Below are 19,303 nucleotides of genomic sequence, written 5' to 3'. Positions count from 1 at the left end.
GCTGTCTTGACGTCGCGTCAGTCCCTCAGGACCATGACGGGGCCGCCCGGACGCTGGGGCCGGTCGGCGCAGGGGCGCCTGCCGGACGACGCCATCGTGGCGACCAGGCCCCAGACCGGTGCGAGTCGCCCGAAGGAGCCGATTTCGTGACATTGGCGACCGTGACGAAGCGGTCAGTGAAGAGCCCGCCGCGGCCCGCCGGGCGGGGCCGGACGCCCACCGGCCAGGGCGCCTGGTTCCTGGTGCTGCCCGCGTTGCTCCCGATCCTCGTGCTCAGCGTCGGACCCCTGCTGTACGGGATCGCGCTGGCGTTCACCGACTCCCAGTCGGGGCGGACCGCGCCCACGCAGTGGATCGGGACCCTCAACTTCCAGGACCTGGTGCAGGACACGCTGTTCTGGGACTCGTTCCGGATCGGGCTGCTGTGGGCGGTCGGGGTGACCGTGCCGCAGTTCCTGCTCGCGCTCGGGCTCGCCCTGCTGCTCAACCAGGACCTGAAGCTGCGCTGGGCGGCACGGGCGCTCGCGATCATTCCCTGGGCGATGCCCGAGGTGGTCGTCGGCATCATGTGGCGGCTCGTCTACAACCCGGACGCGGGCATCCTCAACGAGACGATCCGCGATCTGGGCCTCGGTGACGGCCGCGACTGGCTGTCCGGTCTGTCCACCGCCCTGCCCGCCGTGATCGTCGTCGGCGTGTGGGCGGGCATGCCGCAGACGACCGTCGCCCTGCTCGCCGGGCTGCAGAACACCCCGCGTGAACTCCACGAGGCGGCCTCGATGGACGGCGCGGGCGCCTGGCGCCGCTTCCTGAGCGTCACCTGGCCGGCCCTCAGACCGGTCGCGCTGGCGATCACCGCGCTCAACCTCATCTGGAACTTCAACTCGTTCGCCCTGGTCTATGTGCTGACCAACGGAGGCCCCGGCGGCCGCACCCGCCTGCCCATGCTCTTCGCCTACGAAGAGGCCTTCCGCTACGGCCAGTTCGGTTACGCGGCGGCGATGGGCTGTGTGCTGGTCGCGGTGATCTCGGTGCTCCTCGCCGTGTTCCTGGTGGGCCGTCTGAAGGGAGGCGAAGACGCGTGAAGACCCCCAAGAGGGCCCGCGCCGGCCAGTACGTCGCACTGCTCGCCTATCTCGTCTTCCTCGCCTTCCCCTTCCTCTGGCTGATCTCCACGGCCTTCAAACCGCCGCGCGAGCTGGCCAGTCTGCACCCCACCTGGATCCCGAGGAACCCGACGCTCGCCAACTTCCGGCAGGCCTTCGACGAGCAGCCCCTGCTGCACGCCGCGCTCAACTCCCTGCTCGCGGCCCTCGGAGCGGCGCTGATCGCCGTGCTGATCGCGACTCCGATGGCCTACGTCATGGCCCGGCGCCGCACCCTCCTCGCCCGGGCCGCCACGGGCTGGGTGGTGGTCAGCCAGGCGTTCCCGTTCGTTCTGGTGATCATCCCGCTGTTCCTGGTCCTCAAGCACCTGCGGCTGATCAACTCCGTGCCCGGTCTGATCATGGTGTACGTGGTGTGGGCGCTGCCGTTCGCGCTGTGGATGCTGGTCGGGTACGTACGGGCCGTGCCGGTGGAGCTGGAGGAGGCGGCGGCAGTGGACGGCGCCGGGCGGGCGCGCACGCTGGTGTCGGTGACCGCACCGCTGCTGGCGCCGGGCATCGTGGCGACGGCACTGTTCGCGTTCATCACCGCGTGGAACGAGTTCTTCTTCGCGCTGGTGCTGCTCAAGACCCCGCAGAAACAGACGCTGCCGGTCGTCCTCACACACTTCATCGGCGCGGAGGGCGTCGCGGACCTCGGCCCGCTGGCCGCGGCGGCGTTCCTCGCCACCCTGCCCTCGCTGGTCGTCTTCGCGGTCATCCAGCGGCGGATCACGGGCGGCATGCTCACCGGGGCGGTGAAGAGCTGATGCGCAGGAGGTGGATCACCGCGCTCGTCGCGCTGGGGCTGCTGCTCGCGGGATGTTCTTCGGACCACGACGGCTCCGGCGGCCGTATCACCCTCCGCTTCCAGTCCCTCGCCTGGCAGGAGGAGTCCGTCGCTGCCAACAAGGAGCTGGTCGAGGAGTGGAACGCGACGCATCCGGCCGTCCAGGTCGCATACGTGCAGGGAAGCTGGGACAGCGTCCACGACCAGCTGCTGACCTCCTTCGAGGGCGGTGAGGCGCCCGACGTCATCCACGACGCGTCCGACGACCTCGCCGACTTCGCCTACGGCGGCTCGCTCGCCGATCTGCGCGAACTGCTGCCCGCCCGGCTCATGTCGGACATCCCGCAGCGGAGTTGGCGGACGGCGACCTTCGGGGACGGGATCTACGGGGTGCCGTTCCTCCAGGAGCCAAGGGTGCTGATCGCCAACGCCACCTGGCTGAAGGAGTCGGGGGTGCGCATTCCGACCCCCGAGCGGCCGTGGACGTGGGACGAGTTCCGCCGGATCGCCGGTCAGCTGAGCGGCAAGGGCAAGTACGGCGTCGCCTGGCCGCTCAAGGAACCCGTCTCGGCCACGCTCAACCTGTCCCTCTCGACCGGCGGACAGATGTTCCACCGGGGTGCCGACGGCAAGGTGACGGTGCGGTTCGACGCGGCCGACGCCCTCGTGCCGCGCACCGTGCACGACGAGGTGAACACCGACGGGAGCGCGTCGGGCAGCACGCTCGGTATGGGCGGTTCCGACACGCTGCCCGGGTTCTTCGGTGGGAAGTACGCGATGGTCCCGCTCGGCTTCTCGTACCGGCAGCAGATCGCGCAACAGGCGCCGAAGGGTTTCGAGTGGCAGGTGCTGCCCGCGCCGGCCGGTGCCGACGGGCTCGCCCAGGGCGTCAGCCCGCAGACGCTGTCCGTCGCCGCGGACAGCCCGCACAAGAAGGAGGCCGCCGAGTTCATCGACTTCCTGCTCCGGCCGAAGAACATGGTCCGGCTCGCGCTCGGCGACTGGATGCTGCCCACGGGCACCGAGGCCCTCAAGGACCCCGCCCTGCACACCGCCATGGACGACTGGGCGACCGGCACCGCACTCGCCGCCCACCTCCGTTCGGCTCCCGCCCAGTCCGTACGCGGCTACCCGGAGTGGAAGGACAAGGTCGCGACCCCCGCGTTCCAGGAGTACTACAGCGGGGCGATCGGCCTGGCCGAGCTGAGAAAGCGGCTGGTCGAGGACGGAAATCTGGTGCTGGCTCGCTATCAGCGCTGAGGGGCCCAGGACCGTTCGAGGCGGAGAACCGTGACTGTCCGCGAGTCCACGGTTTCCCTGGCGTAAAGGTTGCACGCGACCGGTGAAGTCCTGGCGCACTTTGGATAACGGTCGGGTCATTCGGTAACGCTCGGATAACGCGGTAACTGCCGGAAAAAGACATGGACTTGGTAGTGGAGTTGGACCGATACCCCCTCGGGAAGGTTGCACGAGCGGGATCTTGTTCTCTCGGTAAGAGGATTCCTAACGTGAGATTAATTCCAGTCGAACGCCAGGAAGTTGACCTATGCCCTCCCTACGCCGAGACCTCCCGCCCCTTCCCGAGGTGCGCCGCATCACGCAGAAGAAGCGCGACGCCTGGTGGACCGTGCTGCTCGTCGACCCGGTCGCCACCCCGCTCGTGCGGCAGGTCGCGCTGCGGACGAGGATCACGCCGAACCAGCTCACCTGGGGTGCGTTCCTGCTCGGTCTCGCCTCGGCGGTGTGCTTCGCGCTCGGCGACTGGCGCTGGCTGGTCGCCGGTGCCGTCGTCTACCACCTGAGCTTCATCCTCGACTGCATGGACGGCAAGGTCGCCCGGCTGACCGGCCAGGGCTCGGTGTTCGGGGCCTGGCTGGACTTCGTCTTCGACCGCATCCGGGTGGCGGTGTGCGCGGTGGCGTTGATGGCCGGGCAGTACGAGCGCTCCGGAGACACGACGTACATCTGGCTGGCCGCCGCCGTGATCGGCCTGGACACCCTGCGCTACATCAACTCGCTGGAAATCTTCAAGATCCGCCATTCGATGCGCAAGCAGATCAAGTCCCGCCTGAGGGAGGCGCGCCGGTCCGAGAACCAGGCCGAGCTGGCCTTCATGGAAGACCTGCTGCGCAACAATCCCGAGGCGGACATCGAGCAGGACCAGCGCAGCGCCGCGGCCGGGCAGGAGGCTCCCGAAGGCGGCACGGCGGCCCGCCCCCAGGCCCAGGTCATCGACCTGCACGAGGAGTTCCGGCACCGCTTCCCGGCCTATCTGAGGGCACGTTCCTTCCTGCTGCGCCACCGCATTCGCACCCACCTGGTGAGCGGCATCGAATTCCAGATGGGCGTCTTCATCATCGGCCCGTTCCTCGACTCGGTGATCGGGGCGACGATCGTGTCCGGTGCCCTGCTCCTCGTCTTCGAGCTCGCCATCATCTACAAGCTGCTGCTGTCCACCCGCGACTTCACCCGCACGATCGACTCCTTCGAGCGCGACGACGTGGCCCGGGCGGCCTGAGCAGCCCACGCGGACAGCACCGTGGCCGGGGTGCGTACACCCCGGCCACGTACGCGCGTCGAACCTGTCGTCAGACTCCCACCCGCTCGCCCTCCACGGCGGGCGGCTGAGGCGGCGACACCGGCTCGGGTGACTCGTCGTGGGTGAGGTCCGGCAGCCGGTTCAGCCACCTCGGGAGGTACCAGTTGCGCTCGCCGAGCAGGGCCATCACGGCGGGGAGGAGAACGCCGCGGATGATCGTCGCGTCGATCAGGACCGCGGCGGCCAGGCCCACGCCCATCTGCTTCATGGACTGCATGGACAGCGTCCCGAAGATCGCGAAGACGGCGACCATGATGACGGCGGCGCTGGTGACGACTCCGGCCGTGGTCACCACACCGTGCTGGATGGCGTCCTTGGTGCTCCGGCCGCGCAGCCGCGCCTCACGGATCCGCGAGACCACGAAGACGTGGTAGTCCATCGAGAGCCCGAAGAGGATCACGAAGAGGAACAGCGGCAGCCAGGTGACGATGGCGCCCACGCCCTCCGCGCCGACCAGCGAGGCGCCCCAGCCGTGCTGGAAGACGCCGACCAGGATGCCGTAGGCCGCGCCCACCGAAAGGAGGTTGAGCACGATCGAGGTGATCGCGATCGTCAGCGAGCGGAACGACACCAGCATCAGCAGGAAGGCGAAGACCACGACGAAGGCGAAGACCGGGGCCACCGAGCCGATCAGCTGATCGTTGAAGTCCTTGTTCCCCGCGACCTGTCCGGTGATCGGCGCCTGGACGCCGTCGACCTTGCCGAGCGTGTCGGGCCGCACCTTGTCGCGCAGCAGGTCCAGGCTCTGGCCGGCCTTGTCCTGGTCGGAGCCGCCGACCAGCGGTACATAGACGAAGGCGATGTTCTGCGCGTCGTGCACCTTGATCTCGACCGGCCCGCGCGAGGCACCCGAACTCACGGCCTGGGTACGGAAGTCGGCCAGCGCGGACTTCACGTCGGCGGCGTTGATGTCCTTGGCCCTGACGACCACCTCGGCCGGCTCGGAGCCGCCGGGGAAGGCGTCGTTGACGCGGTTGTACGTCCCCACGATCGGCAGTGAATCGCCGAACTCCTGGTCCAGCGTGAGGTTCTGGGTCTTCATGCCGAGTGCGGGCGCCGCGATCGCCAGCAGCGCGCCGGCCGCGACGACGAGCGCGACACCGGGCTTGGCGAGCACGACCCGGAGCACGGCTCCCCAGAACCGGCTTTCCCCGTTGCCCTTGGCGGCGTTGCCGTTCTTACGCCGTTTGTCCGGGTGCAGGAACGGAATCCGCCCCTTCTCCACCCGCTCACCGAGCAGCGAGAGCAGCGCCGGCAGCACGGTCACCGATCCGACCATCGCGACCGCCACGACCATCAGCGAGGCGAGGCCCATCGCCTCGAACGTGGCGAGGCCGGTGAACAGCATGCCCGCCATCGCCACACACACCGTGATTCCGGAGACGATGATGGCGCGCCCACTGGTCGCGGCGGCGATGCGCAGGGCGGCGTCCGCGCTCCGGCCCGCCGCCCGCTCCTCGCGCTCACGGCGCAGGTAGAACAGGCAGTAGTCGACGCCGACCGCCAGACCGACCAGGAGCATCACGGAGCTGGCGGTGTCGTCCATCGGCTGCAGATGGCTGACGATGCCCATCAGACCCATCGTCGCCATGATCGCGGTGATCGCGAGGGCCACCGGCAGTAGCGCCGCGACCAGCGCGCCGAAGGCGATCAGCAGAATACCGAGGGCCACCGGCACCGCGGAGTACTCGGCCTTCTGGAAGTCGTCGCCGAACGCGTCGTTGTACTGCTTCATCATGCTGGCGCCGCCGATCTCCTCGATCCGCAGCTCCGTGTGGTCCTTCTGGACACCCTCGACGGCCTTCAGCACCGGCTCGACCCGCTCGCCCGCGGTGTCCGACTCGCCGCGCATGTCGAACTGCACGAGCGCGCTCCGGCCGTCCTTCGAGATGGTCCGGGTGTCGTACGGCGACGTCACGTCCGTCGCCTTGCCGGTGTCTTCGACCGCCCGCATCACCGCGTCGACCGCGTCGCGGAACCCGGCGTCGGTGGCCTTGGACGACCCGTTCCTGACCTGGATCAGGACGGTCTCACTGGCCGGCTCCTCGATCCCGGCATCCTCGATGATCTTGGCGGCCGTGTGGGTCTCGCCCCCCAGCTGGTCGCTCTCCTTGACCTTGACCTGGCCCGCCGCCGAACCGAGTCCCATCGCCAGGACGACGAACAGCACCCAGATGCCGACGGCTGCCCAGCGGTGCCGGGCGCTCCAGCCGCCGGCCCGGGCTGCTATGCCCCGGACCCGCGTTGTTTCTCCGTTCGCCATGACGGACTGCCCCCTCCAAATGCGGTGACAGCCCCCTGCCGTCACCTTCACTACGAAGGTATGGGCCGGATAAGAACGACTCGTCGTGCTGGTTGGTGATCCGCCGGGTGGACGAGTCCTCCCCTCGGACCGGACGGCCTCAGCATCTGGGAGGACAGTGGTCCCCTACATGTATCCGGGGATCTCGGGGACACGGATCAGGGGCGCGGACTGTGTCCCCCGGGCGGCGAGCGGACCACCGGCCGCGGACGCCGTACCCGTCCCACGCGGCACGACGGCCGCTCTAGGGTGGGCGGATGACGACGTATGCGGCCTTGCTCCGCGGGATCAATGTGGGCGGCAACAAGAAGGTGCCGATGGCCGAGCTCCGGACGCTCCTCCAGGGGCTCGGGTACGGGGGCGTGGCCACCTATCTGCAAAGCGGCAACGCCGTCTTCACCAGCGACCACGGCGACGAGCAGTCCCTGGCGGCGGAGGTCGGGCAGGCCATCGAGAAGCGCTTCGGCTTCACCGTCGACGTCCTCGTCCGCGACCACGCCTATCTCAAGGCCGTACGCGAGGCCTGCCCCTTCCCGGCCGCCGAACTGGAGGCCAAGCAGCTCCACGTCACCTATTTCTCCGGGCCGGTCGACGCGGAGCGCTTCGCCTCGCTCGACCAGCCGGCCTTCCTGCCGGAGGAGTTCCGCCTGGGCGACCGCGCGCTCTATCTGTACGCCCCTGACGGCCTCGGCCGCTCCAAGCTGGGGGAGACCCTGGCCAGGCCCCGCCTCCTCAAGGGGATCGTCGCCACCAGCCGCAACTGGAACACGGTCGTCAAACTGGAGGAGCTGACCGGCGCCTGAGCACCACCCCGCCGAGGCCGCCGCCGAGGCCGAACCGCGCCTGCTCGCGTCCGACCCCTGGCCCACGGTCACCCCAGGCTGTCCAGCCGGGACAGCAGCGGTTCCGACGCACGGTCGAGCAGGTTGTAGCGGTTCTGCACGGAGGCGATGTCCGTCAACTCCAGTGCCGCTTCGAGCTGTTCGGCGGTGACCGTGTCGAGCCCGAGGTGCCGGATCTCGCCCTCGGTGCGCAACGCGTCGAGCGTGCCCAGCTGGTCGGCCATCGGTACCCCGGGGTCGAGCCGGTGCAACTGGTACAGGTCGATCGTGTCGAGCCGCAGCAGCCGCAGGCTCGCCTCGCACATCGCCCGCAGCTGCTCCGGGCGCCCGGTGATGTGCCAGGCGCTGTCACCGGTGCGTACGACGCCGCCCTTGGTGGACGGGCCGTAGTTGTCCGCGGTGTCGATCGAGATCGCGCTGCTGGGGCGGCTGCACGGCGTACCGACTCCGCTGAACGAGCTGCTCCAGCGGCTCGCCAACCAGTTCGCACGGGAGCGGCGGCCGGCCGGGTCGATGCCGGTGCGCGAGCTCGTACGCCTTGCCGGCCATGCTGTCGCGTTTGTTCAAGAGACTTGAGCCGGCTGTTTCTAGCGTGAGGCGCATGAAGAACGACGACATGCACCCGTACATGATCGAATGTGCCGCCGAGGCGGCCCGTGTCGCGCGCGGTGTCACGGCGGCACAGCTGAGCGATCCCACCCACTGCCCCGACTGGGACGTCCGTGCCCTGGTCAACCACTGGGTCCTCTACACCTCGCACGGCCTGGAGCACCGCGCCCTGCGCAAGCAGCTCCCCGAGGAGCTGACCGCGCGCGACTTCACCGCCGAACCGGACTGGGCCGAGGCGTACGCCGCCCAGCTGGACCGGGCGGTCGCCGCCTGGGCGGACCCGGCGGTGTGGGAGGGCGAGGTCGACCTCGGCATGGCGAAGGTGTCCGCCACCGACATCGCCTCGATGGTCATCAAGGAGCTGGCGGTCCACGGCTGGGACGTCGCGACGGCCACCGGCCAGGAGTACCGCGTCTCGGACGGCGCGGCCCGGTTCGTCCTCGCCGTGGTCGAGACACACGGCGACCTCTACCGCCAGTACGACGGATTCGCCGACCCGGTGCCGGTGCCGGACGACGCGCCCGTCTTCGACCGCGCCCTGGCGTCGAGCGGCCGGGACCCTCGTACGGGAAGGCTGTCCCTCGGCTGAGTTCCGGCCAGGCCGCTGAACTTCGATCCACTGAACGGGGACGCCCGCCCGGGTGTCTCAGGCGCCCAGGGCGGCCAGCGCCGGTACCCGCGCCTCGTCGTACCGGTTCAGCAGCACGTGGGCCACCTCCGGCGCCGGACCCAGTACATCCGACAGGACGTCCGCCTCCGCCGCGCCCCGTGCGATGCGGTCCGGCAGGAAGCCGGGGGCCAGGACGTACGGGGCGACCGCGATCCGCTCGCAGCCCAGTGCCCGCAGCTCCCGCACCGCGTCCTCGGTGCGGGGCAGGGACGCGGAGGCGAACGCAGGTCGCACGGCGCACCAGCCGGTGCGCCGCCACTCCCGCGCGATGTCCCCGATCACTGCGATCGCCTCCGGGTCGGTGGATCCCGCCGAGGCCAGTACGACCCCGGTCGAGGGTCTGTCGGCGGGGGTCAGCCCCGCCTCGTACAGCCGCCGTTCCAGCGCGGCCGTCAGGAAGGGGGACGGGCCAAGTACCTCCGCCTGCCGGATGCGCAGCCGTGACGGGGCCTCCCGCAGGACCGCCGGGATGTCCGCCTTCGCGTGGAAGGCGCGGGTGAGCAACAGCGGCAGGGCCACCACCTCGCGGACGCCCTCCGCCGCCAGAGACTCCAACACCCCGTTCACGGACGGGACGTTGAAGTCCAGGAAGCCGGTCTCCACGCGCAGCCCGGGACGCATGGCGCGTACCCGGCGCACCAGGGCGTGCACGGTCGCGGCGTGCCGCGGGTCGCGGCTGCCGTGGGCGATGACGAGGAGTACCGGTCGGTGCATGACGGGCTCAGCTCTTCACCAGGAGACCGCGGCTGCGCAGTACCCACCGCTCCAGCGGGCTGAAGATCAGCAGGTCGATGGCGATACCGACGACCAGGATGAGCAGGATGGCCTCGAACACCATGGCCATGTCGATGGCGTTGCGACCGTTCTCCAGCAGCTGGCCGAGGCCCACGCCCAGGTCGGGGAAGGACGCGATGATCTCCGCGGCCATCAGCGAACGCCACGAGAACGCCCAGCCCTGCTTCAGGCCCGCCACATAGCCCGGCAGCGCGGCCGGCAGCACGACGTGCCAGGTGCCCCGCAGGCCCGTCGCACCCATCGTGCGGCCCGCCCGCAGGAACAGCGGCGGCACCTGGTCGACGCCCGACACCAGGCCGTTGGCGATCGACGGGACGGCGCCGAGCAGGATCACCGTGTACATCATCGAGTTGTTCAGGCCGAACCAGACCACGGCCGGCGGCACCCAGGCCACCGACGGCAGCGACTGGAGACCCTGAAGGATCGGGCCGATGGCCGCGCGCACAAACCTCACGCGCGCCACCAGCAGGCCCAGCGGGGTGCCGATGACCAGCGCGAAAAGGAAGCCGAGCAGGCCGCGGGAGACGCTGGTCCAGATGTAGCCGAGGAGCTTGCCCTCCAGCCAGGCGTTCTCGATCTCGTTCCACACCGCGGACAGCGGCGGCAGCTTGGAGGGGTCAGTGACGATCTTGAACGAGATCAGCGCCTGCCACACCACCAGCACGAGCGCGATCGCGATGACCGGCGGCAGGATCTTCTGCACGAAGACCTGCCGGAACGGCGTACGCCCGACCTGCACCGTCTCCAGTGCGTCGAGGCCCGCCTCCAGACCGGCCAGGTCGTGGTGGGTGTTGTCCTTGGCGGGAGCGTCCGCCGACGTTGTCTCAGTGCTGGCCATGACGGCGGATCTCCCCACGCAGTTGTTCGGTGATCTCCACGGACAGCTCCGCCACGGCGGTGTCCTCGATGCGGCGCGGCTGCGGAATGTCCACCGTCCACTCGTGCGCCACCCGCCCGGGGCGGGAGGAGAGCAGCACGACCCGCTCGGCGAGCCGCACCGCCTCACGCACGTTGTGCGTGACGAAGAGGACGGACAACTGCGTCTCCCGCCAGATGCGGGTCAGCTCGTCGTGCAGGACGTCCCGCGTGATCGCGTCGAGCGCCGCGAACGGCTCGTCCATCAGCAGCAGCCCGCTGTCCTGGGCGAGCGCACGGGCCAGCGCGACGCGCTGTCGCATACCGCCGGACAGTTCGTGCACCCGCTTGCCGTACGCGCCCTTCAGCCGTACGAGTTCGAGCAGTTCCTCCGCCTTGTCGCGCCGCTCGGCCTTCGGAACTCCCCGCAGCCGCAGGGCGAGTTCGATGTTCTTGCCCGCGGTCAGCCACGGGAAGAGGGCGTGCTCCTGGAACATCAGGGCCGGTCGCCCCTTGGTCGTGATGCTGCCCGTGGTCGGGGCGTCGAGGCCCGCCACCAGGTTGAGCAGTGTCGACTTCCCGCACCCCGAGGCCCCCAGGAGGGTGACGAACTCGCCCGGCGCGACATCGAGGGTGATGTCGTCGAGGACGAGCTGCCGCCCGGCTGGCCCGGCGAAGGACTTGGAGACGTGCTCGATCCGAGCGGCGTGCTCCACCACGCCGACGCTGTCGGTGGCCTTGGCAATGGTCGTGGCCATGGTCGTCACCTCCTGGGAACTCATCGGGATCCGGACCTACTTGACGCCGAGACCGGCGTCGTCGACCGTGCTCGCGCCGTCGGCCTTGAGGACCTTGTTCAGCAGCGTGAGGTCGTAGATGCCGCTCAGGTCGGGCTTCGACAGCAGACCGGCCTTCACCGCGTGGTCCGCCTCGGTGTTGAGGGTGGAGGCCAGCGGGTCATTGGTGATCTGGATGGACTTCCAGGCCGGGTCCAGGACATCGGCCGGCAGGGCCTTGCCCGAGTCGGTCTCCAGCTGCTTGTTCGCCGCGGCCTTCGCCTCGTCGGGGTTGGCGTTGATCCACTTGTTGGTCCCGACCGAGCCCTTCAGCACGGCCTCGACGACCTTCGGGTGCGCCTTGAGGAACTTCTGCGACACGATGATGTTCGTGATCACGAACTTCTTGTCGGGCCACAGCGTCGACTCGTCGAGCAGCACCTTGCCGCCCTCGGCGACCAGCTTCGACGCGGTCGGCTCCGGCACCCAGGCGCCGTCGAGCGAACCGGCCTTGTAGGCGTCCGGGGTGACCTTGTTGTCGCTGCGGACGACCGTGACATCGCCCTTGCCGCTCTGCGCGTCGACCTTCCAGCCCTGCTCGGCGATCCAGTTGAGGAACGCGACGTCCTGCGTGTTGCCCAGCTGCGGGGTCGCGATCTTCTTGCCCTTGACGTCCTTCAGGGACTTGATCTTCTTGGGGTTGACCACGAGCTTGACGCCGCCGGACGCCGAACCGCCGATGATGCGCAGGCTCTTGCCGTTGGACTTGGTGTAGCCGTTGATCGACGGCGAGGGGCCGATCCAGCCGATGTCGATGGAGCCCGAGTTGAGGGCCTCGATCTCGGAGGGGCCGGCGTTGAAGGTGGCGTACTCGGCCTTCGTGGCGCCGAGTTCCTTCTGGAAGAGGCCCTCCTGGCGGCCCACGAGCGCGGTGGCGTGGGTGAGGTTGCCGAAGTAGCCGATCTTCACGGTGTCGAGACCGTCGATCTTCTTGGCCCCGGCGGCGACCTTCTCCTTCGCGGAGGTGTCGTCCTTCGACTCGGAACCGTAACCGCAGGCGGCGAGCGCCAGCAGCGGGAGGGCGGCGGCCGCGGCCACAGCGCGGCGGATCAGCGTGGAACGGTTGGCAGGCACGGGAGGTGTTCCCCTCGTTGGCCCGGCGGTCACGGTCTTTCAGGTCGTGGCCGGGAGGTCGGCAGGTCTTCGTCGCGTCCGGGACGTCGGGTGGGGGGACAGGGCGCGCAGGCAGTGCGCGTACGTCATCGCGCACATCGCGCGACTCCGCCCTGCCCGCTGCCGAGGGCGCCGCTGCCGACGCGGCCGCCCTCCTTCGCGAACGTGGAGTAGAAGTCGGTGGTGGTCATGATCAGAAGTCCCACCCGTCGTCGTCGCTCGCGTCCTTGACCGGCTCGGGCGCGGCGAAGGACTCGCCGACCATGCCCGCGGTCAGCGTCGTGCCGTCCGCCGGGTCGATCAGGATGAACGCGCCGGTGCGGCGGGAGTCGGCGTACGAGTCGAGCGGCAGCGGCTCGGCGGTACGGATCTTGACGCGGCCGATGTCGTTGGCGACCAGCTGCCCCGGGTGCGGGTGCCAGGGAGAGGTCGTCCAGGGTCAGCCGGGACGGAATGTCCTTGACGATCGCCTTGACCGTGCGGGTGCCGTGCTTCAGCAGTACGCGGTGGCCGACGGTCAGCGGAGCGTCGGCGACATGGCAGACCGTCGCCTCGACGTCCTGGGTGGTGGCGGGCGCGTCCTTGCTCGGCACGAGCAGATCGCCGCGCGAGATGTCGATGTCGTCCTCCAGCAGGAGGGTCACCGACTGCGGGGTCCACGCGACGTCGACCGGGGTGCCCAGCAGATCGATCCCGGCGATCTTCGACGTACGGCCGGAGGGCAGGACCGTGACCTCGGAGCCGACGCAGAACGTACCGGCCGCGATCTGACCCGCGTAACCGCGGTAGTCGGGGTGCTCGGCGGTCTGCGGGCGGATCACGTACTGCACGGGCAGGCGGGCGTGGCAGTGCGCCAGGTCGTGGCTGACCGGCACGGTCTCCAGGTGCTCCAGGACCGTGGGGCCGCCGTACCAGTCCATGTTCGCGGAGGCGTCCACCACGTTGTCACCGGCGAGCGCGGAGATCGGGATCGCGGTGATCTCGGGAACGCCCAGCTCGGAGGCGTACGCCGTGAACTTCTCGGCGATCGCGGCGAAGACGGACTCCTTGTACTCGACGAGGTCCATCTTGTTCACCGCGAGCACGACGTGCGGGACGCGCAGCAGCGCGGCGACGGCGGCGTGTCGGCGGGTCTGCTCGATGACGCCGTTGCGGGCGTCGACGAGGACCACCGCCAGGTCGGCGGTGGAGGCGCCGGTGACCATGTTGCGGGTGTACTGAACATGGCCGGGGGTGTCGGCGAGGATGAACCGGCGGCGCGCGGTCGCGAAGTAGCGGTACGCCACGTCGATGGTGATGCCCTGCTCGCGTTCGGCGCGCAGGCCGTCGGTGAGGAGGGCCAGGTCGGGAGCGTCCTGGCCGCGGCTGCGCGACACCTGCTCCACGGCCTCCAGCTGGTCCGTCAGGACCGACTTGGAGTCGTGCAGCAGACGGCCGACCAGCGTGGACTTGCCGTCGTCGACGGAGCCCGCGGTCGCGAAGCGCAGCAGGGTCGTGGCCGACAACTGCTCGACCGACAGCGGCTCGGTGGGCTCGGTGGTGCTGGTCATGGCTAGAAGTACCCCTCGCGCTTGCGGTCTTCCATCGCGGCCTCGGACATCTTGTCGTCGGCGCGGGTGGCGCCGCGTTCGGTGAGCCGGGAGGCGGCGATCTCGGTGATCACGGCGTCCAGCGTGGTGGCGTCGGAGTCGACGGCGCCGGTGCAGGACATGTCGCCGACGGTGCGGTAGCGGACCCGGCGCTTCTCGACAGTCTCGCCGTCCTTGGGGCCGCCCCAGTCACCGGCGGTCAGCCACATGTGGGACCGCTGGAAGACCTCGCGTTCGTGGGCGAAGTAGATCTCGGGGAGTTCGATGTGTTCGCGGGCGATGTACTGCCATACGTCCAGCTCGGTCCAGTTGGAGAGCGGGAAGACGCGGACGTGTTCGCCGGGGGCGTGGCGGCCGTTGTAGAGGTTCCACAGTTCGGGGCGCTGGCGGCGGGGGTCCCACTGGGAGAACTCGTCGCGCAGGGAGAAGACGCGTTCTTTGGCGCGGGCCTTTTCCTCGTCGCGTCGGCCGCCGCCGAAGACGGCGTCGAAGCGGTGCTGCTGGATGGCTTCGGTCAGGGGCACGGTCTGCAGGGGGTTGCGGGTGCCGTCGGGGCGTTCGCGCAGTACACCGCGGTCGATGTAGTCCTGTACGGAGGCCACATGGAGGCGCAGTCCGTGTGCGGCGACCACACGGTCGCGGTATGCGAGGACTTCGGGGAAGTTGTGTCCGGTGTCCACGTGCAGCAGGGTGAAGGGGATCGCCGCGGGGGCGAAGGCCTTCAGTGCCAGGTGCAGCATGACGATGGAGTCCTTGCCGCCGGAGAACAGGATCACCGGCCGTTCGAACTCGCCCGCCACCTCGCGGAAGATGTGGACGGCCTCCGACTCCAGCGCGTCCAGATGCGAGAGCGCGTACGGGCTGTCGGTCTCCTGGGAAGCGGTGGCTGCGGTCGTCATGCGAGACCCCTCTCGGTCAGCAGCGCGTGCAACGCGGCGGCGGACTCCTGCACGGTCTGGGTGTGCGACTCGATGCGCAGATCGGGCGAAGCGGGTGCCTCGTACGGGTCGTCGACACCGGTCAGCCCGGAAATCTCGCCCGCCGCCTGCTTGGCGTACAGCCCCTTCACGTCCCGCTGGCTGCACACCTCGACCGGAGTGGCGACATGCACCTCGAGGTAGGCGGCGCCGCTCGCCCCGTGCCGCTTGCGGACCGCCTCGCGGCTGTCCGCGTACGGCGCGATCACCGGGACGAGCGCCTTGACGCCGTTGCGGGCCAGCAGGTCGGCGAGGTAGCCGATCCGCTGCACGTTCGTGTGCCGGTCCGCGCGGGTGAAGCCGAGGTCTGCGGTGAGGAACTCGCGGATCTCGTCACCGTCGAGCACCTCGACGAGGTGGCCCTCCTCGCGCAGCCGGCCGGCCAGCTCGTACGCGATGGTGGTCTTGCCGGCACTCGGCAGACCTGTGAGCCAGATGGTGGCTCCGGTCGTCACTTGCTTCTCCCGGGAGGTCTGGGGGTTCTCGGTCGTCGTCGTCATCCGTGCAGCCCGCACTCGGTCTTGGTGCTGCCCGCCCAGCGGCCGGCGCGCGCGTCCTCGCCCTCCAGCACACGGCGGGTGCAGGGCGCGCAGCCCACGGAGGGGTAGCCGTCCATCAGCAGCGGGTTGGTCAGCACGCCGTGCTCCGCGACGTACGCGTCCACGTCGTCCTGGGTCCAGCGGGCGATCGGCGAGATCTTCACCTTGCGGCGCTTCTCGTCCCAGCTGACGACCGGGGTGTTCGCCCGGGTCGGGGACTCGTCGCGGCGCAGGCCCGTCGCCCAGGCGTCGTACGCGGTCAGGCCCTGCTCCAGCGGCTGGACCTTGCGGAGCTTGCAGCACAGGTCGGGGTCGCGGTCGTGCAGCTTCGGGCCGTACTCCGCGTCCTGCTCGGCGACCGTCCGGCGCGGGGTGAGCGTGATGACGTTGACGTCCATCACGGCCTCGACCGCGTCGCGGGTGCCGATGGTCTCCGGGAAGTGGTAGCCGGTGTCGAGGAAGACCACGTCCACACCGGGGAAGGTCCGGGAGGCGAGGTGGGCGACCACGGCGTCCTCCATGGAGGAGGTCACGCAGAACTTCTTGCCGAAGGTGTCCGCCGCCCACTGGAGGATCTCCAGGGCGGAGGCGTCCTCCAGGTCGCGCCCGGCCTGCTCGGCGAGCGTCTTCAGCTCCGCGTCGCGGCCGGTCGCACGCTCTGTGCCGGTGTCCGTGTCGGCCTGAACCGTCCTCATATCTCGTCCCCTCCACCGTCGTTGGGCTGAAACCCCCGGGCGAGCAGCCCGAGGAACTTCAACTGGAAGGCTCGATTGCACGCTCCGCATTCCCACGCGCCGTGGCCCTGCTCGCTCGGGCGCAGGTCCTCGTCGCCGCAGTAGGGGCAGTAGAAGGGCGCGGCACGCTCGCTCACGACAGCGCCTCCCCTCTTTTTGTGGCTCGGTTCGCCTCCGGGGTGCGCCCCTTCGGCTCACTCGCCGTCACGACAGCGCCTCCTCTGAAGCCCTGGCCGCCCAGGTGGCGAACCGCTCGCCGTCCTCGCGCTCCGCCTGGAAGCGCTTGAGGACGCGCTCGATGTAGTCGGGCAGCTCGTCCGAAGTGACCTTCAGGCCACGGACCTTGCGGCCGAAACCGGCCTCCAGGCCGAGCGCGCCGCCCAGGTGCACCTGGAAGCCCTCGACCTGCTCACCCTGGTCGTTGAGGACCAGCTGGCCCTTGAGACCGATGTCCGCGACCTGGATACGGGCGCAGGCGTTCGGGCAGCCGTTGAGGTTGATGGTGATCGGCTCGTCGAACTCGGGGATGCGGCGCTCGAGTTCGTCGATGAGGGAAGCGCCGCGCGCCTTGGTCTCGACGATCGCGAGCTTGCAGTACTCGATGCCGGTGCAGGCCATCGTGCCGCGCCGGAAGGACGAGGGCTTGACGGTGAGGTCGAGCGCCTCCAGCCCCTCGACGAGTGACTCGACCTGGCCCTCTTCCACATCGAGCACGATCATCTTCTGCTCGACGGTGGTGCGCAGTCGCCCGGAGCCGTGCGCCGCGGCCACCTCGGCGATCTTGGTGAGGGTCGTACCGTCCACGCGGCCGACGCGCGGGGCGAAGCCGACGTAGAAGCGGCCGTCCTTCTGCCGGTGCACGCCGACGTGGTCGCGCCAGCTGGCGACGGGCTGGTCGGGCGCGGGGCCGTCGACGAGCTTCCGCTTCAGGTACTCGTCCTCAAGGATCTGGCGGAACTTCTCGACGCCCCAGTCGGCGACCAGGAACTTCAGACGGGCACGCGTACGAAGGCGCCGGTAGCCGTAGTCGCGGAAGATCGACAGGACGCCCACGTGGACGTCCGCGACCTCGTCGAGCGGGACCCAGGCGCCGAGGCGCTGGCCGAGCTTCGGGTTGGTGGACAGGCCGCCGCCGACCCAGAGGTCGAAGCCGGGGCCGTGCTCCGGGTGGTTCACGCCGACGAAGGCGACGTCGTTGATCTCGTGCGCCACGTCGAGCAGCGGCGAGCCGGAGACCGCTGTCTTGAACTTGCGGGGCAGGTTGGAGAAGTCCTTGTTGCCGAGGATCCGGCGGTGGATCTCGTCGATCGCGGGCGTGCCGTCGATGATCTCGTCCTCGGCGATCCCGGCGACGGGCGAGCCGAGGATGACGCGCGGGGTGTCACCGCAGGCCTCGGTCGTGGACAGGCCCACGGCCTCCAGACGCTGCCAGATCTCCGGAACGTCCTCGATGCGGATCCAGTGGAGCTGGATGTTCTGCCGGTCGGTGATGTCGGCGGTACCGCGCGCGAACTCCTGCGAGATCTCGCCGATGACCCGGAGCTGCTCGGTGGTCAGCCGGCCGCCGTCGATGCGGACGCGCAGCATGAAGTACTTGTCGTCCAGCTCCTCCGGCTCCAGGATCGCGGTCTTGCCGCCGTCGATCCCGGGCTTGCGCTGGGTGTACAGCCCCCACCAGCGCATACGCCCACGGAGGTCATTGGGGTCGATCGAGTCGAAGCCGCGCTTCGAGTAGATCGTCTCAATGCGTGTCCGCACATTGAGACCGTCATCGTCCTTTTTGAACTGTTCGTTGCCGTTGAGCGGGGTGAAGTGACCCACGGCCCACTGACCCTCACCGCGGTGACGGCTCACCTTGCGGCGGGGCGCGGCGGCGGGATTCTGCGGGGTGGCGGCCATGGCTGATACGTCCTTCGGGACTACGGGACAGACAGGGGAGCGGCTCTGACCTGCGGGTACGGGCGCATACGGAAGTACGGGCGCGTCCTTGCGCAAGGTTCTCGAAAGAGGAGTGACTCGGCGGTGCTGGACTGCTCAGCTCGCCGGACAGATGGCGCTGGACATGCGGCCGAGGTCGACGTGCCGCCGACTCACCAAGGCAATTCCAGTTCCAGACATGACGGAAGCGTGTCACGGGGATCTCGGGCCAGTCCACCGTCATCCATCATGTGGACACCCTGGTCCCGAAGGGTGAGACTGGGGTGTCGTTGATCACACGGTGGCCCGGCCGGTGGTGTCCGGCCGGGCCCGCCGGACAGGTACGTGCAGGTCAGGCGGCGCGCGCTCCCGGCCAGGGCCCTGGTGCGGCCACGTCCGCCTCCGCCTCGACCTTGGTGTCGAAGAGCGTGAAACCGCGCCGCAGGTAGTTGTCCATCGCGTGCTCTCCGTCCTTGCTGCATGTATGCAGCCAGACCCGCTTGGTCTCGGCGCGTTCCGGCCATCGCGCGGCCAGGTCCCAGGCCCGCGCGGCGCCGTACGAGAGCAGATGGCCGCCGATCCGCCGGCCCCGGAACGCCGGTATCAGCCCGAAGTAGGCGATCTCCACGACCCCGTCGTCCTGCGGCTCCAGCTCGACGTATCCCGCGGGAGTGCCCCGGTCGTGGGCGACCCAGGTCTCCACGCCCGGCCGCGCCAGGTACGCCTGCCACTGCTCGTACGTCCAGGACAGCCGGTCGGTCCAGCGGATGTCGCCGCCGACCGACGCGTACAGGAACCGGCTGAACTCCGGCGAGGGCACCTCGGAGCGGACGATCCGGACCTCGCCGTCGGGGGCGGTCGCGGGCCGCAGGTCGGCGGGGGACGTCTGCTCCAGGGACCAGGTGGTCACGGTGATGTCGCTCATGCGGTCAGAAAATCACCCGGCCCCCCGGGCTGTCGATCGGGGGTGATCGGGGACGCGGGTGACGTT

19 protein-coding genes and 2 pseudogenes are annotated in these 19,303 nt (G+C 69.6%); 7 read left to right on the top strand and 14 right to left on the bottom strand.

Annotation, left to right across the window (positions count from 1 at the left end; all coding sequences use genetic code 11):
- Positions 1-146 precede the first annotated feature (146 nt).
- The 4 genes from GTY58_RS11275 (at position 147) to GTY58_RS11260 (ending at position 4,453) form a co-directional block, all read left to right on the top strand.
- Complete coding sequence (locus GTY58_RS11275; protein WP_010983585.1) at positions 147-1,085, top strand: sugar ABC transporter permease; 939 nt, start codon at positions 147-149, stop codon at positions 1,083-1,085.
- The gene (locus tag GTY58_RS11270; RefSeq protein ID WP_010983584.1) at positions 1,082-1,915 is read left to right on the top strand and encodes a carbohydrate ABC transporter permease; all 834 of its coding nucleotides are present in this window, start codon (positions 1,082-1,084) and stop codon (positions 1,913-1,915) included. Before GTY58_RS11275 ends, GTY58_RS11270 begins: the two co-directional genes overlap by 4 nt.
- Positions 1,915-3,195, top strand: coding sequence for a sugar ABC transporter substrate-binding protein (locus GTY58_RS11265; RefSeq protein ID WP_010983583.1), 1,281 nt, complete (start codon positions 1,915-1,917; stop codon positions 3,193-3,195). The genes GTY58_RS11270 and GTY58_RS11265 overlap by 1 nt, the downstream gene beginning before the upstream one ends.
- A gap of 286 nt (positions 3,196-3,481) precedes the next feature.
- Positions 3,482-4,453, top strand: a complete 972-nt coding sequence (locus GTY58_RS11260) for a CDP-alcohol phosphatidyltransferase family protein (protein ID WP_010983582.1) — start codon at positions 3,482-3,484, stop codon at positions 4,451-4,453.
- A 70-nt stretch (positions 4,454-4,523) separates the two neighbouring features.
- Here GTY58_RS11260 and GTY58_RS11255 read toward each other — a convergent pair whose 3' ends face one another.
- Positions 4,524-6,797 (bottom strand): MMPL family transporter, encoded by a 2,274-nt coding sequence (locus GTY58_RS11255; RefSeq protein ID WP_010983581.1) that lies wholly within the window; start codon positions 6,795-6,797, stop codon positions 4,524-4,526.
- Between the two features lie 296 nt (positions 6,798-7,093).
- Here GTY58_RS11255 and GTY58_RS11250 point away from each other — a divergent pair, with 296 nt between their 5' ends.
- Positions 7,094-7,639 (top strand): DUF1697 domain-containing protein, encoded by a 546-nt coding sequence (locus GTY58_RS11250; RefSeq protein ID WP_010983580.1) that lies wholly within the window; start codon positions 7,094-7,096, stop codon positions 7,637-7,639.
- 68 nt (positions 7,640-7,707) lie between these two features.
- Here GTY58_RS11250 and GTY58_RS11245 read toward each other — a convergent pair whose 3' ends face one another.
- Positions 7,708-8,157, bottom strand: coding sequence for an aldo/keto reductase (locus GTY58_RS11245; protein WP_107083168.1), 450 nt, complete (start codon positions 8,155-8,157; stop codon positions 7,708-7,710).
- Between GTY58_RS11245 and GTY58_RS40600 the strand changes: the two are divergent.
- A pseudogene (locus GTY58_RS40600) lies at positions 8,078-8,254 on the top strand (ketopantoate reductase family protein); the annotation flags it as partial. The gene GTY58_RS11245 and the pseudogene GTY58_RS40600 overlap by 80 nt on opposite strands.
- Positions 8,255-8,279: 25 nt before the next feature.
- Positions 8,280-8,876 carry a TIGR03086 family metal-binding protein gene (locus tag GTY58_RS11235; protein ID WP_010983578.1) on the top strand — a complete coding sequence of 199 codons (597 nt, stop codon included), beginning with the start codon at positions 8,280-8,282 and terminating at the stop codon, positions 8,874-8,876.
- 57 nt (positions 8,877-8,933) lie between these two features.
- Here the strand turns inward: GTY58_RS11235 and GTY58_RS11230 are convergent, their stop codons facing one another.
- The 12 genes and pseudogenes from GTY58_RS11230 to GTY58_RS11175 all read right to left on the bottom strand — a co-directional run bounded on the left by GTY58_RS11230 (position 8,934) and on the right by GTY58_RS11175 (position 19,237).
- Positions 8,934-9,671: a sirohydrochlorin chelatase gene (locus tag GTY58_RS11230; protein WP_010983577.1), complete on the bottom strand. Its 738-nt coding sequence runs from the start codon at positions 9,669-9,671 to the stop codon at positions 8,934-8,936.
- Positions 9,672-9,678: 7 nt separating this feature from the next.
- Positions 9,679-10,590, bottom strand: a complete 912-nt coding sequence (locus tag GTY58_RS11225; RefSeq protein ID WP_010983576.1) for an ABC transporter permease — start codon at positions 10,588-10,590, stop codon at positions 9,679-9,681.
- Entirely contained in the window at positions 10,577-11,365 is a 789-nt protein-coding gene (locus GTY58_RS11220; RefSeq protein WP_037650039.1) for an ABC transporter ATP-binding protein, read from the bottom strand. The genes GTY58_RS11225 and GTY58_RS11220 overlap by 14 nt, the downstream gene beginning before the upstream one ends.
- Before the next feature lie 36 nt (positions 11,366-11,401).
- The gene (locus GTY58_RS11215; protein ID WP_037650041.1) at positions 11,402-12,517 is read right to left on the bottom strand and encodes an aliphatic sulfonate ABC transporter substrate-binding protein; all 1,116 of its coding nucleotides are present in this window, start codon (positions 12,515-12,517) and stop codon (positions 11,402-11,404) included.
- Positions 12,518-12,749: 232 nt separating this feature from the next.
- Positions 12,750-14,106 (bottom strand): annotated as a pseudogene (locus GTY58_RS11205) (GTP-binding protein).
- Between the two features lie 2 nt (positions 14,107-14,108).
- A complete protein-coding gene (cysD, locus tag GTY58_RS11200; protein WP_010983571.1) occupies positions 14,109-15,044 on the bottom strand; it encodes a sulfate adenylyltransferase subunit CysD in 936 nt (311 codons plus the stop codon).
- A complete protein-coding gene (gene cysC / locus GTY58_RS11195) occupies positions 15,041-15,622 on the bottom strand; it encodes an adenylyl-sulfate kinase (protein ID WP_202497356.1) in 582 nt (193 codons plus the stop codon). The genes cysD and cysC overlap by 4 nt, the downstream gene beginning before the upstream one ends.
- Positions 15,619-16,356 (bottom strand): phosphoadenylyl-sulfate reductase, encoded by a 738-nt coding sequence (locus GTY58_RS11190; RefSeq protein WP_010983569.1) that lies wholly within the window; start codon positions 16,354-16,356, stop codon positions 15,619-15,621. The genes cysC and GTY58_RS11190 overlap by 4 nt, the downstream gene beginning before the upstream one ends.
- Positions 16,353-16,532, bottom strand: a complete 180-nt coding sequence (locus GTY58_RS11185; RefSeq protein WP_010983568.1) for a hypothetical protein — start codon at positions 16,530-16,532, stop codon at positions 16,353-16,355. The genes GTY58_RS11190 and GTY58_RS11185 overlap by 4 nt, the downstream gene beginning before the upstream one ends.
- Before the next feature lie 67 nt (positions 16,533-16,599).
- On the bottom strand, positions 16,600-18,294 hold the full coding sequence (locus GTY58_RS11180; RefSeq protein WP_010983567.1) for a nitrite/sulfite reductase: 1,695 nt from the start codon (positions 18,292-18,294) through the stop codon (positions 16,600-16,602).
- 135 nt (positions 18,295-18,429) lie between these two features.
- The gene (locus GTY58_RS41585; RefSeq protein ID WP_309486338.1) at positions 18,430-18,513 is read right to left on the bottom strand and encodes a putative leader peptide; all 84 of its coding nucleotides are present in this window, start codon (positions 18,511-18,513) and stop codon (positions 18,430-18,432) included.
- Between the two features lie 151 nt (positions 18,514-18,664).
- Positions 18,665-19,237, bottom strand: coding sequence for a GNAT family N-acetyltransferase (locus tag GTY58_RS11175; RefSeq protein ID WP_010983566.1), 573 nt, complete (start codon positions 19,235-19,237; stop codon positions 18,665-18,667).
- Positions 19,238-19,303 lie beyond the last annotated feature (66 nt).

It is taken from the genome of Streptomyces sp. SID5469 (assembly GCF_009862865.1).
Classification (GTDB): Bacteria; Actinomycetota; Actinomycetes; order Streptomycetales; family Streptomycetaceae; genus Streptomyces; species Streptomyces avermitilis.
Note: the sequence above shows the minus strand (reverse complement) of the source record. Positions and strands in the feature narration are given on the sequence as shown.

Coding starts and splice junctions, on each gene's coding strand:
- GTY58_RS11265 (WP_010983583.1), top strand. CDS start 1,915: ATGCGCAGGAGGTGGATCACCGCGCTCGTCGCGCTGGGGCTGCTGCTC.
- GTY58_RS11260 (WP_010983582.1), top strand. CDS start 3,482: ATGCCCTCCCTACGCCGAGACCTCCCGCCCCTTCCCGAGGTGCGCCGC.
- GTY58_RS11255 (WP_010983581.1), bottom strand. CDS start 6,797: ATGGCGAACGGAGAAACAACGCGGGTCCGGGGCATAGCAGCCCGGGCC.
- GTY58_RS11250 (WP_010983580.1), top strand. CDS start 7,094: ATGACGACGTATGCGGCCTTGCTCCGCGGGATCAATGTGGGCGGCAAC.
- GTY58_RS11235 (WP_010983578.1), top strand. CDS start 8,280: ATGAAGAACGACGACATGCACCCGTACATGATCGAATGTGCCGCCGAG.
- GTY58_RS11230 (WP_010983577.1), bottom strand. CDS start 9,671: ATGCACCGACCGGTACTCCTCGTCATCGCCCACGGCAGCCGCGACCCG.
- GTY58_RS11225 (WP_010983576.1), bottom strand. CDS start 10,590: ATGGCCAGCACTGAGACAACGTCGGCGGACGCTCCCGCCAAGGACAAC.
- GTY58_RS11220 (WP_037650039.1), bottom strand. CDS start 11,365: ATGGCCACGACCATTGCCAAGGCCACCGACAGCGTCGGCGTGGTGGAG.
- cysD (WP_010983571.1), bottom strand. CDS start 15,044: ATGACGACCGCAGCCACCGCTTCCCAGGAGACCGACAGCCCGTACGCG.
- cysC (WP_202497356.1), bottom strand. CDS start 15,622: ATGACGACGACGACCGAGAACCCCCAGACCTCCCGGGAGAAGCAAGTG.
- GTY58_RS11190 (WP_010983569.1), bottom strand. CDS start 16,356: ATGAGGACGGTTCAGGCCGACACGGACACCGGCACAGAGCGTGCGACC.
- GTY58_RS11180 (WP_010983567.1), bottom strand. CDS start 18,294: ATGGCCGCCACCCCGCAGAATCCCGCCGCCGCGCCCCGCCGCAAGGTG.
- GTY58_RS41585 (WP_309486338.1), bottom strand. CDS start 18,513: ATGTCTGGAACTGGAATTGCCTTGGTGAGTCGGCGGCACGTCGACCTC.
- GTY58_RS11175 (WP_010983566.1), bottom strand. CDS start 19,237: ATGAGCGACATCACCGTGACCACCTGGTCCCTGGAGCAGACGTCCCCC.